The 14807-nt window shown below is 65.5% G+C and carries 10 protein-coding genes and 1 pseudogene; 5 read left to right on the plus strand and 6 right to left on the minus strand.

The window, feature by feature from the left end; all coding sequences use genetic code 11:
* The first annotated feature begins 31 nt into the window (after window positions 1–31).
* The 3 genes from VZ068_RS17130 (at window position 32) to VZ068_RS17140 (ending at window position 2718) form a co-directional block, all read left to right on the plus strand.
* Window positions 32–688, plus strand: a complete 657-nt coding sequence (locus VZ068_RS17130; protein ID WP_259156395.1) for a protein-L-isoaspartate O-methyltransferase — start codon at window positions 32–34, stop codon at window positions 686–688.
* 20 nt (window positions 689–708) lie between these two features.
* Window positions 709–2091 (plus strand): TolC family outer membrane protein, encoded by a 1383-nt coding sequence (locus VZ068_RS17135; RefSeq protein ID WP_349655964.1) that lies wholly within the window; start codon window positions 709–711, stop codon window positions 2089–2091.
* 264 nt (window positions 2092–2355) lie between these two features.
* Window positions 2356–2718: a hypothetical protein gene (locus VZ068_RS17140; protein WP_259162894.1), complete on the plus strand. Its 363-nt coding sequence runs from the start codon at window positions 2356–2358 to the stop codon at window positions 2716–2718.
* 285 nt (window positions 2719–3003) lie between these two features.
* Here the strand turns inward: VZ068_RS17140 and waaA are convergent, their stop codons facing one another.
* The gene (waaA, locus tag VZ068_RS17145; protein WP_259162900.1) at window positions 3004–4320 is read right to left on the minus strand and encodes a lipid IV(A) 3-deoxy-D-manno-octulosonic acid transferase; all 1317 of its coding nucleotides are present in this window, start codon (window positions 4318–4320) and stop codon (window positions 3004–3006) included.
* A gap of 76 nt (window positions 4321–4396) precedes the next feature.
* Between waaA and VZ068_RS17150 the strand changes: the two genes are divergently transcribed.
* Window positions 4397–5317 carry an LpxL/LpxP family Kdo(2)-lipid IV(A) lauroyl/palmitoleoyl acyltransferase gene (locus VZ068_RS17150; protein WP_259156401.1) on the plus strand — a complete coding sequence of 307 codons (921 nt, stop codon included), beginning with the start codon at window positions 4397–4399 and terminating at the stop codon, window positions 5315–5317.
* A gap of 73 nt (window positions 5318–5390) precedes the next feature.
* Here VZ068_RS17150 and VZ068_RS17155 read toward each other — a convergent pair whose 3' ends face one another.
* From VZ068_RS17155 to VZ068_RS17170, 4 genes are all read right to left on the minus strand, one after another.
* Window positions 5391–6725, minus strand: coding sequence for an O-antigen ligase (locus VZ068_RS17155; RefSeq protein ID WP_349655965.1), 1335 nt, complete (start codon window positions 6723–6725; stop codon window positions 5391–5393).
* A complete protein-coding gene (locus tag VZ068_RS17160) occupies window positions 6706–7818 on the minus strand; it encodes a glycosyltransferase (protein WP_349655966.1) in 1113 nt (370 codons plus the stop codon). Before VZ068_RS17160 ends, VZ068_RS17155 begins: the two co-directional genes overlap by 20 nt.
* Before the next feature lie 10 nt (window positions 7819–7828).
* Window positions 7829–8026 carry a zinc-finger domain-containing protein gene (locus VZ068_RS17165; protein ID WP_259162906.1) on the minus strand — a complete coding sequence of 66 codons (198 nt, stop codon included), beginning with the start codon at window positions 8024–8026 and terminating at the stop codon, window positions 7829–7831.
* A gap of 104 nt (window positions 8027–8130) precedes the next feature.
* Window positions 8131–8385, minus strand: a complete 255-nt coding sequence (locus tag VZ068_RS17170) for a hypothetical protein (protein WP_259162910.1) — start codon at window positions 8383–8385, stop codon at window positions 8131–8133.
* Window positions 8386–8836: 451 nt separating this feature from the next.
* On the opposite strand from VZ068_RS17170, the pseudogene VZ068_RS17175 reads away from it, so the two are divergent.
* Window positions 8837–12097 (plus strand): annotated as a pseudogene (locus tag VZ068_RS17175) (GH92 family glycosyl hydrolase); the annotation flags it as partial.
* A gap of 331 nt (window positions 12098–12428) precedes the next feature.
* Here VZ068_RS17175 and VZ068_RS17180 read toward each other — a convergent pair.
* Window positions 12429–14738, minus strand: a complete 2310-nt coding sequence (locus VZ068_RS17180) for an NADP-dependent malic enzyme (protein WP_259162926.1) — start codon at window positions 14736–14738, stop codon at window positions 12429–12431.
* Between the last annotated feature and the right edge of the window lie 69 nt (window positions 14739–14807).

Here is a 14807-nt window from a genome sequence, read left to right on the forward strand (position 1 = left end):
TGTTCGCCCCACCGCGTTGGATAACCGCACCATGACGATCGATTTCACCCAGGCCCGCGAAAAGATGGTCGAACAGCAGATCCGGCCGTGGGACGTGCTGGACCTGCGCGTGCTCGACGTGCTGGCGCGCCTGCCGCGCGAGGCCTTTGTGCCGGACGCCTACAAGACCCTGGCCTATGTCGACGTGGAAATTCCGCTGTCGGCCGGCGACAAGATGATGAAGCCGGTGGTCGAGGGCCGCATGTTGCAGGCGCTGGATCTGCAGCCGGGCGAAGACGTGCTGGAAGTCGGCACCGGCACCGGATTTTCCACCGCCTGCCTGGGCGCACTCGCGCGCGAAGTGGTCAGCCTGGAGATCGACCCGGCACTGGCCGCCGCCGCGCGCGCCAACCTGGACGCCACCGGCCTGGGCAGCAATGTCCGCATCGAAACCGCCGATGTGTTCGGCTGGCAGAGCGAGCGGCGCTTCGACGCCATCTGCGTGACCGGCGCGGTCGATACGCTGCCGGCCCAGTGGCTGCAGTGGTTGCGCCCCAACGGCCGGCTGTTTGTGGTGCGCGGTCACGCACCGGTGATGGAAGCCGTCCTGGTCCGTGGCGACGTCAACGCCCCGCGCATCGAATCGTTGTTCGAAACCGACCTCGCCTATCTCCAGGGCGCCGCACCGACGCCCCGATTCCAATTCTGATTCCCAAGGAAGCTTCCCCGATGATCCGCCGATCCCTCGCCCTGGCCCTGGCCGCCGCCCTGTCACCGATGGCCGCGCACGCCACCGATCTGCTGCAGGTGTACGAAATGGCCCGCAATGGCGACCCGCAGCTGGCCGTGGCCGAGTCCACGCGGCTGGTGAATCGGGAGGGACAGGTACAGGCGCGTGCGGCATTGTTGCCGCAGCTGGACGGCTCGGCCGGCTTCACCCAATCGCATCGCGAACTGGAAGGCGTCCCAGGTCGCTCGACCACCAAGCAGCGTCAATACGGGATCCAAGGTAGCCAGACCATCTTCAACTGGGCCCAGTTCTCCAACCTGCGTGCGCAACGCGAAGTGGCCAAGGCAGCCGACTTTACGTTGGAATCGGCCAACAACGACCTGATCACCCGCACCTCTGCAGCGTACTTCCAGGTGTTGGTCGGTATCGAGTCGTTGGCCGCAGCAGAAACCAATGAAGCAGCCGCCAAGAAGCAGTTCGACTACGCCGACAAGCGTCTGGAAGTGGGCCTGGCGCCGATCACCGACGTGCACGAAGCACGTGCCCAGTACGACCAGGCGCGTGCCGACACCATCAACGCACGCAATACGCTGAAGGATTACTACCAGGCGTTGACCGAACTCACCGGCCAGCCGGTGGTTAGCCTGCGTGCGCTGCCAGAAGATTTCCGGCCGGAAGTACCGGCGGCTTACAGCAATGTCGACCAGTTGGTGGCCAGTGCCATCGCCGACAACCCGGCACTGAAGGCGCAGCAGTTGCAGGTAAGTGCCGCCGAGGCACAGGTTAGTGCCGCGCGTGCCGGCCATCTCCCGACGCTCAACCTGTCCGGCAGCATGGGACGAACCAATAGCTGGGGCGGTGGCACCGATGTCGATACAGCTGCCGGCAACTTCACGACCAACAATCGCAACATCGATACCGATTCGATCGGCATAACGCTATCGATCCCGATCTTCGCCGGCGGTGCAACGCAGTCGGCCGTGCGCCAGGCGCTGTCGCGTCGCGATATCCAGCAGGACACCTACGAACAGCAGAAGCGCGCGCTGGACCGCAATACGCGCAATGCCTATCAGACCGTGGTGGCCGGCATCAGCGAAGTTGAAGCGCGCCGGCTTGCCGTGGTCTCTGCGCAGGCCGCCTACGATGCCTCGCAGGTCGGCCTGGAAGTCGGCACGCGGACCGTGCTGGACGTGGTGCAGAACCAGCGCACCCTGTTCCAGGCGCAGTTGAACTACGCGCAGTCGCGCTACACCTTCCTGCAGAATCGTCTGCTGCTCGGCCAGGCCATCGGCAAACTCGACATCACCGACCTGCAGGACGTGAATCGCCTGCTGTCGCAGGATGCCGAGTCCAAGCTGCAGGGCAGTGGCTCGTTGCAATAGCTGCCATTCCTCAGCACAAAAAAAAGCGGGCTATGCCCGCTTTTTTTTTGCCACCTCTTCCATCTGCAAGGTCGACAAGCTCCACAACATAGACGCATGAACCCTTCTTATTTTCCTACAACCAAATGAGAAGTCACCCACCCCTGAATTATCGAATCCACGATTTACCGAGAAAATGTCCTGCCATAACTTGGTGCAGCGCTACCCATAACCAAGGCGCGCAACCACGCAGCAATAGCACTTTATTTCAGTGAAGGAGATGGAATGAAAATCGAATTTTCGTCTATTCTTTTAATCGCAATGTCGTTTTCCGCAGTATCCACAGCCGAAGCCGCAACCTACCAGACAATCACAGAGGGATATGCACGCGACATTGGGGGGACCGTCGACGCCACCCCACAGTGCCCAGCCGGGTTCACTCCTATCTCTGGCGGATGGAATACTGGAGATCCAAATGTCGTCAGATTTTGGGGGCGGCGCGCTGAAAACAGCAATCTCCAGGAGAACATGAATTTGGGCCGTTTCTCCGTCGTTGGCAGCTATCCTTCAGGCAATGGCTGGCGCACCTATGGATATACCAACGGCCCGGTGGTGATAAACGTATACACCATCTGCGCATCAGGCTGACGCAGAGCAGCCACTCTCAACAACCATCTTATCGGACCAAAGTAGTGTGCAGCATCAGCCCCTGCAAGATAGGATTGATGCTGCACTCCGGCCACGAAGACGATACCCACAAAACGACCAACACATTAAATCTCAGAAATTTATAGTCGTTTAAATTAATTTACAATCAAGATTCAAGCCACAAAAATTCGAAAACAGATCGAACGTTAAATTAGAAACAGCTTATCCGAAGCGCTCATTTTGCTGGACAATAGGCATCATGATGATGAGATCAGTCAACATCATTTAAGACGCACTGCCCTCCCCGACCACTGCCGGCAGGTCCGGCGCGATCTGCACCAGCGTGCGGGCGACCGCACCTTTGCCATTGGCGACCAGCGCAAGGCCGGCGGCAGCCATCGCTTCGCGCTGCGCCGGGTCGCCGAGCAAACGTGCGAGATCGCGATAGACACAGTCGGCATCCTCGCAGATAGCCACTGCGTCGGCGTCGCGCATGCGCCGCGAGATTTCGGAAAAATTATGCAGATGCGGGCCGGTGACCGCCGGCGTGCCGACTGCCGCAGGTTCGAGCAGGTTGTGTCCGCCGATCGGCTGCAGGCTGCCGCCGACGAAAGCGACCTGCGCGCACGCGTAGAAGCTCATCAGCTCGCCCAGCGTATCGAGCACGAAGACCGTGTCGCGCGCTTGCGGCCATTGCTGCGCCTTGCGTGTGGCCACGCGCCAGCCGCGCTCGCGCGCCAGTGCCTCCACTTTCGGAAAGCGCTCGGGATGACGTGGCGCCCATAGCAGCAGCAGGTCCGGGAACTGCGTCAGCAACTGCGCATGGATATCGGCCACCGCCGCCTCTTCGCCTTCATGCGTGCTGGCGGCAATCCACACCGGCCGGGTTGCCGGCACATGGCTGCGGAACTGCGCGACCAGCGCCTGCAATTGGTCGGGGGCGGCGATGTCGAATTTGAGATTGCCCAGCGCCACGACCTGGTCCGGGCGAGCGCCAAGGGTGATGAAGCGCTCCGCATCGTCGTGCGACTGCGCCGCCACGCAGGTCACCGTGCGCAGCGCGCGGCTGATCAAGGGCGCCAGCACGCGGTAGCCACGCAGCGAGCGCGCCGACAGGCGTGCGTTGAGGATGTACAGCGGGATCTTGCGGTCGCGGCAACCGAACAGCATGTTCGGCCATAGCTCGGTTTCCAGGATCAACGCCAGGCGCGGGCGGAAATGCTCGAGAAACCGCCCCACGCTGCCGGGTACGTCGTAGGGCAGATACACATGGTCCACCGCATCGCCCCATACCGCGCGCACGCGCTCGGAACCGGTAGGCGTGATGGTGGTGATCACCCAGCGGATATCCGGGCGCTGCGCTCGCAGGGCGTTGACCAGCGGCGCGGCCGCATTGACCTCGCCCACCGACACCGCATGCACCCACACCCGCGGACGTCCGCAGGCATGCGTGTACGAGGCGTAGCGCTCGTTCCAGCGGTTGAAGTATTCGCGCACACGGAAACCGCGCCACACCAAGTGGTACACCGTGACCGGCAACAACAGGTAGAGCAGCGCCGAGTACAGCCCGCGCAACAGCCATTCGATCGGGTCTTTCCGCATCCGTGCAGGATACGGGAGCGCCCGCACGTGCGCATGTGCACGCTGTCCGATGCGCACGATCCCTTAGAATTGCACCATGTCCGAGCCCGCAAACGTCGCCGTCCGCCCCTCCCTGCGCAACCCCAGGCACTGGCCCATGTATCTGGGCCTTGCGGTGATGGTGCTGGCCGGGCGCCTGCCCTGGACACTGCAGCGCGCAATAGGGCGTGGCGTTGGCTGGATCGCGATGCGCGTGGCGGGCACGCGTCGGCGCGCGGCCGAGGTCAACCTCAAGCTGTGCTTTCCCGAGCAGGACGATGCCTGGCGGGCGCGACTGCTGCGCGATAGTTTCGATGCGCTGGGCGTGGGCCTGTTCGAGTTCGCGCGCGCCTGGTGGGGCAGCATCGAGGTCATTCGCCCGGGCGTGCAGGTCGAAGGGCTGGAACATCTGCAGCAGTTGCAGGAGCAAAAACGCGGCGTGCTGCTGGTGTCAGGACACTTCATGACACTGGAAATGTGTGGGCGCCTGCTCTGCGACCATGTGCCGCTGGCCGGCATGTACCGCAAGCATCGCAACCCGGTGTTTGAATGGGCGGTCAAGCGCGGGCGGCTGCGCTATGCCACGCACATGTTCGCCAACGAGGATCTGCGCGCCACCATCAAGCACCTCAAACGGGGCGGTTTCCTGTGGTACGCGCCGGACCAGGACATGCGCGGCAAGGACACCGTGTTCGTGCCGTTCTTCGGGCATCCGGCCTCCACCATCACGGCCACCCACCAGCTGGCGCGGCTGACCGGTTGCGCGGTAGTGCCGTACTTCCACCGCCGCGAAGGCGGCCGCTACATCCTCAAGATCGCACCGCCGCTGGCAGGCATTCCGTCGGAGGATGTGATCGCCGATACCACGCAGGTCAATGCGGCGATCGAGGACATGGTGCGCGAGGCGCCGGACCAATACCTGTGGATCCATCGCCGCTTCAAGCGTCAGCCGGGTGGGCGCAGCGCGTTCTATCAATGAACCGGCGCTGCGGGGATGACAGACCGCGCAGGCGACGTCGCGCACCGACACGCGCGGTTTCAATGCAGGCCAATCAGCCCGGCGGCGTCTGATCCGCATCGTCGTTGAGCAATGCGCCGGCATACAAGCCGGCCAGCATCAGGCTCAGCCCGCCCCAGAAGCTGGAGTAGAACGCCAGATGGGTATTGAGCGGGAAGACGGTGGCCACCAGCGCAATCATCGCCGGGCGCGCCTGATCGCGTGCAGCCACACTCGAATAGCGCCACGCACGCCACGCCTGCGCCGCACCGGCCAGCCATAGCAGCAAGCCGATCACACCGGTTTCGGCGAGGATTTCCAGCACGATCTGATGCGCGTGGAAAGCCGGGCCATCGCCCCAGGCCGGCGCCTGCGCGGGCGCCGGATTGCAGGCCGGGTACGCCTGTCGAAACCCGCGCGCGCCCACGCCGTTGAGCGGATGCGCGCGGATCATGCACAACGCCGCGCCCCAGATCTGGCCGCGCCCGGACAAGGCCTGATCCACGCCCTGTTCGCCATTGCCGAACGCCAGCGTCGTGCGCTGGATGCGCTCTCGCGCCTGCGGTGCCAACGCCACCACGCCACCGGCAAGCAGCACCCCGGCCACCGCAACTGCCAGCAGGCGCCGGCCGCCCAGCAGTTGCCAGCCGGACAGCAGCACGATCACGCCGTAGGTGATCCACGAGGCGCGCGACCCAGCCAACACCAGCACCACGCCGACCGCCGCCGCAGCGCCTGCCCAGGCCCAGACGTTGCGTCGTCCCAGCGCCAACAGCAGGAAGGGCGACAGGCTGGCCAGGGTCTGCCCGAACTTGAGATTGCACGGCCCCAGCACGCCACTGAGGCGGTCGACCAGTGCCAGCTCCTGCGGCGTGCACAGCCCATGGCCGCTGATCAGTTGCTTGAGTTGATCCAGCGCGAAGAACAATGGGCTGCTGCCGATGGCGGCCTGCAACAGCGCATCCAGCGTCCACACCCCGCCGATCGCCGCCAGGCCGATAAAGGTGCGGCGGCGCCGCTGCGCGTTCGCGACCGCAATCGCGCACAGCCACATGAAAGGCAGATAGCGCAGGTCGGTGGCCGACTTGCGCAGCGCGCGACCCACATCCACCGCATCGAACGCGGACAGCATCTGCGGCAGCCAGTACGCAAAGAACAGCACGCTGGTCAGCGCCCAGGCCGCACCGCTGAGCAGCCGCGTGCCGCCGCGAAAACGTGCGTGCAGCAAACGGTAGGCTGCAAACAGTGCGCCCAGCGACAGCACGGTTTCGGCCAGGCCCGGTGTAGGCCACAGCGCGACAAACAGGAGCACCCACAGCGGCGCCCAACGCCCGGCATCGGGCGTGAGTGCGGGCGCGCTTACGGGTGCGTCAACGGCGGAGTTCGTCATAGACCTTCAAGGTGGCCGATTGCATGGCCTGCAACGTATAGGGGAGCACCGCCGGCGGTGTCGGCGGATGCTGCAGAAGCCCAAGCGCCTGGGCGCGCAACGCTTCGGTATCGAAGGCCGGCACCGCGCCGCCAGGCTGCAGCTCGGCGAGTAGTTCGCCAACGCCGCCATGCGCCCAGCCCAGCACCGGCCGGCCCACCGACAAGGCCTCGACCACGGTACGGCCGAAGGCTTCGGGTTTGCGCGACAGCTGCAGCACCAGATCGCTGGCGGCATAGGCATCGGCGATGCGCGCGGTGGGCGCGGTGAAGGCGACCGCCTCGGCCACACCCAATCGCGCTGCTTCGGCTTCCAGCTCGCGCACATACGCCTCGCGCCCCGGCTCGCGTGCACCCGGCAGCCACAACCAGGCCGGCACGCCGGCAGCGCGCACATCGGACAGCAGTTGCAGGCCATCGGCATGCCCCTTCAAGCGCGTACCGCGCCCCGGCAACAGCAGCAGCGGCGCGTCGGGAGGCAGACCGGGCAGCAGGGTCTGGGCCCAGCTGCGTGCGCGCCGATCCGGTCGCAGGCGACGCGGAAACTGTGCGATGTCGACGCCGCGCGGAATCGTGCGCAAACGGTTTGGATCGGTTTGCGGGTAATGCGTGCAGACATAGTCGCGCACGGTCTGCGAGACGCAGATGACGCGTTCGCCATAGGTCATCACCGCACTGTAGCGGCTGGGCGAGTTGAGTCCGTGCACGGTGGTGACCAGGCGCGGACGCGTGGCGGCAGGCAGGCCGCGCAGCGCGTACCAGCCCAGCCAGGCCGGCAGCCGCGAACGCGCGTGCACGATGTCGGCACCGAGTTCGGCGAACAGACGGCGCAAACCGACCACATGGCGCAGTGTCAGCAGCGACTTGCGGCCGATATCCAGGGTGAGGTGCTCACCGCCGGCGTCCAGCAATTGCGGAACCAGGCGCCCCCCCGCCGACACGACCACGGCGCGATGGCCGGCGCGCACCAGCGCAGCGGTCACTTCCAGGGTGGAGCGTTCCACGCCGCCGGACTGCAGCGCCGGCAGCAGTTGCACCACGGTCAGGCGGTGCATCCGGCCAGGATCAGTCGGCGAGCACGAACAACGCGCCGCAGTACGGGCACTTGGCCTCGCTGTTGGGTTCGTCCTCGATCGGCAGGTACACACGCGGATGCGAGTTCCACAGCGCCATCTGCGGCGTCGGGCAGCTCAGCGGCAGGTCTGCCCGCTGCACGGTGTAACGCTTTTCGGCATTGGCGGGCGCGGTGGCGGTCTGGCTCATGGCGTACATCGCAAGCGGTGGGGAACGGCCAGCATTCTAGCAGCGCTGGCCGTTGCAAGAGCGGCCGCGGCACCGATCGGTGCCGCAGCACGCCGCTTGGCGCCTCACTGGTTCCGCTTGCCGAAGTTCGGCTTGATCGGGTCGGCACGCATGCCGGTGGACTCCGCTCGCCTGGCGGGATCGCAGCGCGAATCGTGCTGGCTGCGCGCACCGGTGGCGCCAGCCGGCGCCACCGGGCCATCGTCGTTGCCCACCAGGCAATCGGCAGGCGGAGACGACGCGTCCACCGTCGCCCAATCGTCACTTGCACAGCCCGACAGCAGCATGCTGGCGGCCACCACGGCGCTCCTGAGACCCATCGACCACTTCATTGTGCCTGCTCCATGTCATTTGCCTTGATCGTCGACCTCTGGATAGTCATACAAAACCCGCCCGGTGACCACTCCCGATGCATCGCACCGGGACCATGTCCGACAGCGCTGCGTGCGGACGGAATTGCTGCAGGACGCGACCTTGCTCAAGCGCACCCGAAGACAGCGATGCCGATCGCAGCCGCGCGCGCAGCGATCTGGCCGCGCTCGCTTGCCTGTCCGGGCATCTTTGACCAGCATCGGGGCGCCTTGTCGTCGGTGATGGCGCGAGCGCCGCAGTTGACCATGCATCCATCCCGCTCCCGCCGCACCCGCCCGTCGCAGCACCTTAGTTAAGGACCCGCCTAACGTGATTCGATCCGTCATTGCACACGCCAGCCTGCTTGCGTCGCTCCTCGTTTCGACGCCGCAGATGGCCCGGGCAGGCACGCCACCGGCGTTCTCCACCTCGTTCGAGCCAGGAGAGCCCGCGCCCATCACGGACGCGGCGCAGCACCTCGCTGTGGCTGTCGGCACCGGCCCCAACACCCCCTTCGCCGCCAAGCCGGAGGCGGGCTACAGCGGCGCCCACGCCTTGCGCTACAGCCTTGGCGGCGCACACCACCGCATCCGCCTGTTCAGCACCGACATCGCGGTCGGTGCGGACACAACGCTGTCGTGGATGGTGCTTCCGGAAAGCGTCGGCGCCGATCATGTTGCCTCGACCTACGTGTCGCTGGATCTGGTCTTCGACGATGGCACGCGGTTGTCCGCCACGTCGGCGCTGGACCAGCATGGCGTTGCGATGGGCGCGCGGGCGCAGGGGCAATCGAAGACCTTGTATCCGCAGCAGTGGGCGCGCAAGCAAGTACGCCTGGGCGAGGTGGCCGGGCTGCGCGGGCGCCGCGTGCGTGCGATCGAGCTCGACATCGCACAACCGCCGGGCGCATCGGCTGCCGGCTGGATCGACGACATCGCGCTGGGCGATGCGCCGCTACCGACGCCGGCGCGCCCATCGGATTGGGTGTTGACCACGCGCGGCACGCAGTCCAATGGCACGTTCTCGCGCGGCAATAATTTTCCTGCGACGGCGGTGCCGCATGGGTTCAACTTCTGGACGCCGGTAACCGATGCGGGGACGCTGACCTGGTTGTACCGCTGGAACGAGCACAACGACGCCGACAACCGGCCACGCCTGCAGGCGCTGTCGCTGAGTCACCAACCCAGTCCGTGGATGGGCGACCGGCAGACCTTTCAGGTCATGCCCTCGCTTGGCGCGGGCGTGCCGGAAGCCGATCGCAGCAAGCGTGCGCTGGCGTTTTCGCATGTCAATGAAGTAGCACGCCCCTATCGCTACGCGGTGCAGTTCGACAATGGCCTGCACGCCGACATCGCTCCGACCGATCACGCGGCGCTGTTGCGCTTTCGCTTCCCGGATCACGGCGATGCCAATCTGTTGTTCGACAATGTGGATGCGCGCGGCGGGCTACACCTGGATGCCGCGACGCAGACATTGTCCGGCTACACCGATGTGCGCAGCGGGCTGTCGACCGGTGCAACGCGCATGTACGTGTATGCACGCTTCGATCGGCCGTGGACGGCCAGTGGCCGCATCGATACCGGGCGGCCCACCGGCTGGATCAAGTTCGATGCGGGCACGACGCGCCAGGTGCAGATGCGCATCGCCACCTCGCTGATCTCGCTCGAGCAGGCCAGACACAATCTGGCGTTGGAGATCGCACCGCAGGCGTCCTTCGAGCAGATCGCCGCGCAAGCGCAGGACGCCTGGGATGCGTTGCTGGGGCGGCTCGACGTGCCCGATGCGACTGCCGACCAGAAGACCACGCTGTATTCCAATCTCTATCGGCTGCATCTGTACCCGAACTCCGCGCATGAAAACGCAGCAAGCAACGACGCGCCGGATTGGCGTTACGCAAGCCAGAACAGCTGGTCGGACGACAACATCGAGGGCAGCGCGGCGCGCAGTTTTGCACCGATCCGCGATGGCCAGGTTTACGTCAACAACGGGCTGTGGGACACCTTTCGCACCGCATGGCCGGCGTATGCGCTGTTTACGCCCGACGATGCCGGACGCCTCGTGCAGGGCTTTGTCGAACAAGCGCGTGCAGGAGGATGGATTGCGCGCTGGTCTTCGCCCGGCTATGCCGACCTGATGGTCGGCACCAGTTCCGATGTGGCGTTTGCCGATGCCTGGCTGAAGGGCGTGCAAGGCTTCGATCCGGCCGAGGCATACGCGGCTGCGCTCAAGAACGCGACCGTGGTGGCGCCGGATCGCCACGTGGGCCGCAAGGGCATGGCGCGCTCGACCTTCCGCGGCTACGTCGATACCGACACCCACGAAGGTATGTCGTGGTCGATGGAAGGCGCGCTCAACGACTTCGGCATCGCCAACATGGCCGACGCGTTGGCCAGGCAGGCGACCACGGCCAAGGTGCGCGAGCGGTATGCAACCGAGGCGCTGTATTTCCGGCAGCGGGCAGCGGGATACGCGGCATTGTTCGACCCGGCGATCGGCTTTTTCCAGGGACGCAACGTCGATGGAAGCTGGCGCGTGGATGCGGCGCACTACGATCCGCGCGTCTGGGGCAACGACTACACCGAATCCAGCGGCTGGACGTTTGCGTTCACCGCACCGCACGATGGGCAAGGCCTGGCCGCGTTGTATGGAGGACGCGCCGGTTTGGCAGCGAAGCTGGATACGTTCTTCGCCACCCCCGAAACCGCCGAGGCCAGGTTCGCCGGCTCTTACGGCGACACCATCCACGAAATGACCGAGGCGCGCGACGTGCGCATGGGCATGTATGCGCACAGCAACCAGACCGCACACCATATCCCGTGGATGTATCTGTTCGCCGGGCAACCGTGGAAAACCCAGCAACTGACGCGCGAGATCCTGTCACGCCTGTATTTGGGGAGCGAGATCGGCCAGGGCTATGCCGGCGACGAAGACAACGGCGAGATGTCGGCGTGGTATCTGTTCGCGGCACTGGGCCTGTATCCGTTGCGCATGGGCGCGCCGGAATACGTGATCGGCTCACCGCTGTTCAAGCATGCCAGCGTGCGTCTGCCCAATGGCGGCACGCTGGTGGTCAATGCGCCGCAGAATTCGCCGCAAAACGTGTACGTGCAATCGCTCAAGGTCAACGGCAAGCCTTGGCGCAAGACCTGGTTGCCGCATGCAGACATCGCCAAGGGCGCGACGCTGGACTTCGTGATGGGGCCGACGCCCTCGCGCTGGGGCACCGGGCCGGACGATTCGCCACCGTCGCTGACCCCTGCGGGCAAGCGCCCTGCCCCACTGCGCGATGTGCTCGGAGAAACGGCGCGCATCACGCTAGCCGATGGTGGCGAGGTCGCTGCCCTGCATGACGACTATGCGGGAACGGTCGCTGCAGTTGCATCGACATCGACGCTGACGCTCAGTGGCATGGCGCGCGGCACGCCGACGCTCTACACGCTGACCAACGGCAATGCGGCCATTGCGTCCAGTGGATGGACGCTGGAGGCACGCATGGCTGATGGTGCGTGGAAGGTGGTCGATCAGCGCCGTGAGGAGACATTCGAATGGCCGTTGCAGACGCGGCCGTTTCGTATTGCCACCCCTGGCGTCTATGCCGAGTATCGGCTGCGATTCAACGCGCCTGCGAAGGTGCAGCTGGCGGAGATCGAGTTGTTGGGGGCGGAGCCTGCGGTGCGTTGAGGCGGAGGTCTATCGAGAGGCAGAGGTTTATCGAATCGACGGCGCACGGCTTTTTGAGGGCACGTGGCTACCGTGCACGCGTGCGACCTAGATTCGCGTGACTGCCGCCGGAGCTAGGTCCCGCTGCAAGGTCGGCAGCTCAGGTGAACCGTACCCTCACCCCAACCCCCGCTCCGCGCCCCGGCCCGCGCTTGCGGCGCGGGCGCTTCAAGGCACGCGTGCCAGTGGCGCGCAAGCAGTGCCTTGTCGCCCCGGGGGGAGAGGGGCTTTGGAGCGGTGCGTGTAGTGCCGCTAGCGGGCAGGTATTCGGTGTTTTCCTGGTGGGCGGATCTCAGCTACCGCTCTTTTCGCTAGCGATCTTCTCGGCATCGCGCTGCCTGCGGATCTGCGCGTCTACCGCCGCGATCGCGGTCATGTTCATCACCCGGCGCGAGGTGGCGCTGGTGGTGAGGATGTGCACCGGCTTGGAGATGCCCATCAGGATCGGGCCGATCGCCACGCCGTCGGTGAACACGCGCACCAGGTTGTAGGCGATGTTGGCCGCTTCCAGGTTCGGCAGCACGAACAGGTTGGCGCGGCCCTTGAGCGTGCTGTTGGGCATGATCTGCTTGCGCAGCGCTTCGTCCCAGGCGGTGTCGCCCTGCATTTCGCCGTCGATGTTGAGCTCGGGCTTGCGCTTGAGCAGGGCCTCGCGTACCTGGCGCATCTTCAGCGCATCGCGCGAGTCGTGGCTGCCGAAGTTGGAGTGCGACAGCAGCGCGATGTTGGGCTCGATGCCGAACAGCTTCAGGCGGTATGCAGCCTGCAGCGTGGCTTCGACCACCTGCTCCACGGTCGGGTCTTCCTGCACATGCGTATCCAGGAAGAAGAACACGCCCAGCTGGTTGATCACGCCGGTCATCGCCGAGGTGGAGCTCACCCGCGGTTCCAGCGGAATCACGCTGCGGGCGTAGCCCAGCTTCTTGTGGAAGCGGCCGACCACACCCGACAGCATCGCATCGGCTTCGCCGCGCGCCACCATCACCGCGGCGATCAGGGTCGGACGCGAGCGCATCAGTTCCTTGGCGGCGGTGACGGTCACGCCACGACGCTCGGTAAGCGCGTGGTAGTACTGCCAGTAATCGTTGAAGCGGGGGTCGTCGAGGATGTTGGTGATCTCGAAATCCACCCCGGCGGTCAGGCGCAACCCCATGCGTTCGATACGCGCTTCGATCACGTCCGGGCGGCCGATCAGGATCGGGAACGCCAGGCCTTCGTCGACCACGTTCTGCACCGCGCGCAGCACCACTTCCTCTTCGCCCTCGGCATACACCACGCGCTGCTTGTCGGCGCGCGCGCGGTCGTAGACCGGCTTCATCATCAGGCTGGTGCGGTAGACGAACTGGCCGAGCTTGTCGCGGTAGGCCTCCATGTCGGTGATCGGGCGCGTGGCCACGCCCGAGTCCATCGCCGCCTGCGCAACGGCGGACGACAGCTCCACCAGCAGGCGCGGGTCCAGCGGACGCGGAATCAGGTATTCCGGGCCGAAACTCGGGGTCTCGCCGCCGTAGGCCGCGCCCAGGTCGGAGGCCTCGCGCCGCGCCATCGCCGCAATCGCCTTGACGCAGGCAATCTTCATTTCCTCGTTGATGCCGGTGGCGCCCACGTCCAGCGCGCCGCGGAACAGATACGGGAAGCACAGCACGTTGTTGATCTGGTTCGGGTAGTCCGAGCGGCCGGTGCCGATGATGCAATCCGGACGCACCGCCTTGGCCGCTTCCGGGGTGATTTCCGGATTGGGATTGGCCAGCGCGAAGATCACCGGCTGGCGCGCCATGCTGGCGACCATCTCCGGCTTGAGGATGCCGGCCGCCGACAGGCCCAGGAAGATGTCCGCGCCCTCGACGATCTCGGCCAGGGTGCGCTTGTCGGTGTCGCGCGCGTAGCGCTGCTTGTCCGGGTCCAGGTCGGTGCGGCCGGTGTGGATCACGCCGTCGCGGTCCAGCGCCAGGATGTTCTCCGGCTTCAGGCCCAGCGAGACCAGCATGTTGACGCAGGAGATGCCGGCTGCGCCCATGCCGGTGGTGGCCAGCTTGACCTCTTCGATCTTCTTGCCGGTGACCACCAGCGCGTTGAGCACGGCGGCGCCGACGATGATCGCGGTGCCGTGCTGGTCGTCATGGAACACCGGGATGTTCATGCGCTCGCGCAGCTTGCGCTCGACGATGAAGCACTCCGGCGCCTTGATGTCCTCCAGGTTGATACCGCCGAAGGTCGGCTCCAGGCTGGCGATGATGTCGACCAGCTTGTCCGGGTCGTTCTCGTTGATCTCGATGTCGAACACGTCGATGCCGGCGAACTTCTGGAACAGCACGCCCTTGCCTTCCATCACCGGCTTGGAGGCCAGCGGGCCGATGTTGCCCAGGCCCAGCACGGCGGTGCCGTTGGTGATCACCGCCACCAGATTGCCGCGCGCGGTGAGCTCGCTGGCCTGGGTGGGTTCCTCGACGATCGCCTCGCAGGCGAAGGCCACGCCCGGCGAATACGCCAGCGACAGATCGCGCTGGGTCAGCATCGGCTTGGTCGCGGTGACCTTGATCTTGCCGGCCGGCTGCTGGCGGTGGTAGTCGAGGGCGGCCTGTTTGAAGTCGTCGTTGGACATCGGCGTTGTGGGTCTCGAAGGCGCAGGAGGGCTGAATTCTACCCTCCTGCCTGAACAAGGGCCTGTCGC

The organism is Xanthomonas sp. 10-10, assembly GCF_040182365.1.
Lineage (GTDB): Bacteria > Pseudomonadota > Gammaproteobacteria > Xanthomonadales > Xanthomonadaceae > Xanthomonas > Xanthomonas arboricola_F.